At 70.7% G+C, this 3,354-nt stretch carries 2 protein-coding genes; one reads left to right on the plus strand and one right to left on the minus strand.

What is annotated here, in order from left to right:
• A partial coding sequence (locus VN520_RS07125) for a serine hydrolase domain-containing protein (protein WP_325745997.1) occupies positions 1–991 on the minus strand: 991 nt, incomplete at its 3' end.
• Positions 992–1,479: 488 nt separating this feature from the next.
• Between VN520_RS07125 and VN520_RS07130 the strand changes: the two genes are divergently transcribed.
• Positions 1,480–2,937 (plus strand): family 14 glycosylhydrolase, encoded by a 1,458-nt coding sequence (locus tag VN520_RS07130; RefSeq protein WP_325745998.1) that lies wholly within the window; start codon positions 1,480–1,482, stop codon positions 2,935–2,937.
• Positions 2,938–3,354 lie beyond the last annotated feature (417 nt).

Consider the following 3,354-nt stretch of genomic DNA (forward strand, 5'->3'; position numbering starts at 1 on the left):
CGAGGTGGTTGGTGTGCATCAGCTCGAGCGTCTTGCGGCCGAGGATGCGTGTGCCGTCCTCCGCCTTGCCGGTGAGCAGCATGTTCGCGAAGCGCAGGTAGTCCGAGCCCGTCCCGAAGAGGCCGAGGCCGCCACGCTGGAAGACCTCCGCCGCGTCGCTCGGATAGGTCGCCTCCACGTCGCGGCGGCCCAAGTCGCCGGCGGCGAACGCGCCCGCCAGGGTGCTGAACGTCATGTCCTGGGCGAGGAGGTCCGGCAGGCCGTACATGGCGTAGATGTGGCCGCGTGCGGACTCCGGCACGCCGAAGGCCGTGTCGGTCATCCCGAGCGGCCCGAAGAGGTGCTCCTGGAGGAAGTCCCCGAGTTTCTGGCCCGAGATGACCTCGATCAGGCGTGCGGTGACGTCGGTGCCCAGGCTGTAGTGCCACTTCGTGCCGGGTGCGAAGGCGAGCGGGATCGTCGCGAGCTCGTCGATGACCTGCTCGAGCGTGCGGGTCGGGTCGTGCATGAGCTGCTTCGCGCGGTACTGCTCCGCGACGGGGAAGTCCTCGAGGAAGTCGTAGGTGAGCCCGCTCGTATGGCTCATCACGTCGCGGATCTGCATCGGGCGCAGCGGTGACTGATCCTCGAGCGTCCCGCCCGGCCCGGCGATCTTCGTCGCCCCGAACGCCGGGATCCACTTGGCGACCGGGTCGACGAGCTGGAACCTCCCCTCCTCGAAGAGCGTCATCAGCGCGGTGCAGATGATCGGCTTGGTCATCGAGTACAGGCGGTAGATGGTGTCCTCCGCCAGGGGCACCTCGGCTTCACGGTCCTGCCAGCCGATCCGCCCCGCATGGACGAGCCGGCCGCGGCGCGACACGAGCGTCGTGAAGCCCGGGTAGCCGCGCTCGTCGACGTACTTCTGCATCGCGGGCGCGATGCGCTCGAGGCGGTTGGCGCTCATCCCCACCGACTCCGGAGACGTGAGACGGGATTCGACCTGTGTCATGCGGAACTCCTTCGCCCGGGAGGGGCGCCCACCATATGCCGGTGGCCCGTCCTCGAACGGGCGGCTGACCACCGGCTCTCGCCGGGCAGGCACCGGCCTCGCCGGCGGGGGCGCCTGGTCGACCGGCGACGGCGTGTGGACCGTGACAACCTCGCTCGCCCGGAGCCTCCCGTCGAGCGAGCTGGGCCGAGCGCCCGCACGAGGCCGCGGTGCTGGTCCGTGCCGCCCGGACGTTGCCGACGAGTGACACCGGCCGCCCCCTCCGAGCCGGTGGACGACCCCGGGCGGTGGGGCGTGTGCAGAGGAGCGGCTCTCCGTCCACAGCTCGCGAGGTCCCGTGGTCTCCGGGGTCGAGCGGAGCCGATCGTGCGCCGGGTCGAGGCCGGTAGCCGGTCCGGGCCGCGAGTCCCGCAGGACACGCCGGGGGGACGATGCCGACCGGGGACCGACCCGTGAACCGGCGCGGCGGGCTGGCAGGATGCCCGGATGTGAGGCACGCCACAGTCTTGCTCTGCGTCCTCGGCCTGCTCCTCGCCGGCGCCGGCGCCGGCGCCGCCCAGGCCGCGCCCGCGGACGGCCCGGTGCCTCCCGGGCCCGTGGCGCTGGACAGCCCGGAGTTCACCGCCAACGTCATGGCGCCCCTGCGGGTGACCGACTGGGCGGCGTTCGAGGCCGACCTCGAGACCGTGGCCGCCTATGGCGTGGACGCCGTCAGCGTGGACGTGTGGTGGGGCGACGTCGAGGGCGAGGCGGACAACCGGTTCGACTGGGGCTACTACGACCGGGTCTTCGACCTGATCACGTCCAAGGGTCTGGACCTCGCGCCGATCCTGTCCTTCCACCAGGCCGGCGGCAACGTCGGTGACGACTACACCAGCCTGCTGCCGTCGTGGCTGTGGTCCAAGTACGCCGGCGTCCACCACCGCGGCATCGTGCTCGGCCCGACGGGACTGCAGCACCGGAGCGAGCAGGGGAACCACAGCGCCGAGAGCGTGCAGGGCTGGGCCGACTCGGTGGTCCTGGACGAGTACCGCGACTTCACCCGGGCGTTCGAGCAGCAGTACGGGGACGTCTACGCCGAGGAGGTGGTGGAGGTCAACGTCTCGCTCGGCCCGTCCGGCGAGCTGAGGTACCCCTCCTACAACCAGCACGACGAGGGCACTGGCTACCCGACCCGGGGCGCCCTGCAGGCCTACTCCCCGTTGGCCGTGCAGGACCTCCGCAGTCAGATGCTGCACCGGTACGGCTCCCTGGAGGCGATCAACCGCGCCTGCGGGACCGACCTCGCGTCGGTGCAGGAGATCGGCCCGCCAGCGGACGCCGATGCCTTCTTCGCCGGACTGGACTACCTGGACACCCAGTACGGCCGCGACTTCGTCGACTGGTACAACGGCTCCCTCGTCGAGCACGGCGAGCGCGTGCTGTGGACGGTCATCGACTCCCTCGGCGAGGACTTCCCCGAGGCAGACATCGGCTACAAGGTGCCGGGCATCCACTGGTCGATGACCAACCCCGCCCACCCGCGGGCCGCCGAGGTGACCACCGGCCTGATCCAGACCAGCGTCGACCTCGACTCCTGGGCGACCGGGCACGGCTACCAGCGGGTCGTCGAGCTGGCCAACCGGTTCGACGGCGGACCCCGCGAGGTGGTCATGCACTTTACCGCGCTGGAGATGGATGACGACCCGGTGGAGCCCGCGTACTCGCTGGCGCAGACGCTGGTCGGCTGGATCGGCGACTACGCCTACCGCGCCGGCGTCGAGCTCAAGGGCGAGAACGCGCTCGCCGGCGGGGTCGCGTCCGAGGAGGGCTGGGACAACATCAACGAGGCCTTCGAGACGTGGGGTTACCTCGGGCTGACCGTGCTCCGGATCGGTGACGTCTCCTCGGGCACCGGGGCCCGCCGGTACGCCGAGTTCATCGCGACGTACAGCCCCGACATCTGACCCCCCGGCGGCGGCACTGCTCCAGTGCGGTCAGTGCGGTCGGCCGGATAGCAGGGACCGCCGGTGGCCGTTGAGAGGGACTGCTACCGGTTCAGTTGACTCCGTGCCTGTGGGGCTGCGGCCCGCGCTGGCAGAACAAGATCCGCGCGGGAACGAAGGTTACTTGGGCGGTGGCCGGGCAGCCAGATTAGACGTGTCCTAACCGTCACTTTGACCTGACGATGGCGCCGCCCGTCGTACTAGATTGCGCCGCCCCGCCCGGGCTCTCTCGTTTCAGGGGGCTGGGCGGCGTCCTCGGGATGGCAGTGCAGGACGAGGCCTTCGGGTGACGATGTCGCGGTGACGAAGCGGGAGCGCATCGACCACGACGTCCTGCATCGCCGTGCCCAGGTTGCGGTGATGTCCGGCTTGGCGGCA

This window comes from Streptomyces sp., from assembly GCF_035563135.1.
In the GTDB taxonomy this organism is placed as follows: Bacteria; Actinomycetota; Actinomycetes; order Streptomycetales; family Streptomycetaceae; genus Streptomyces.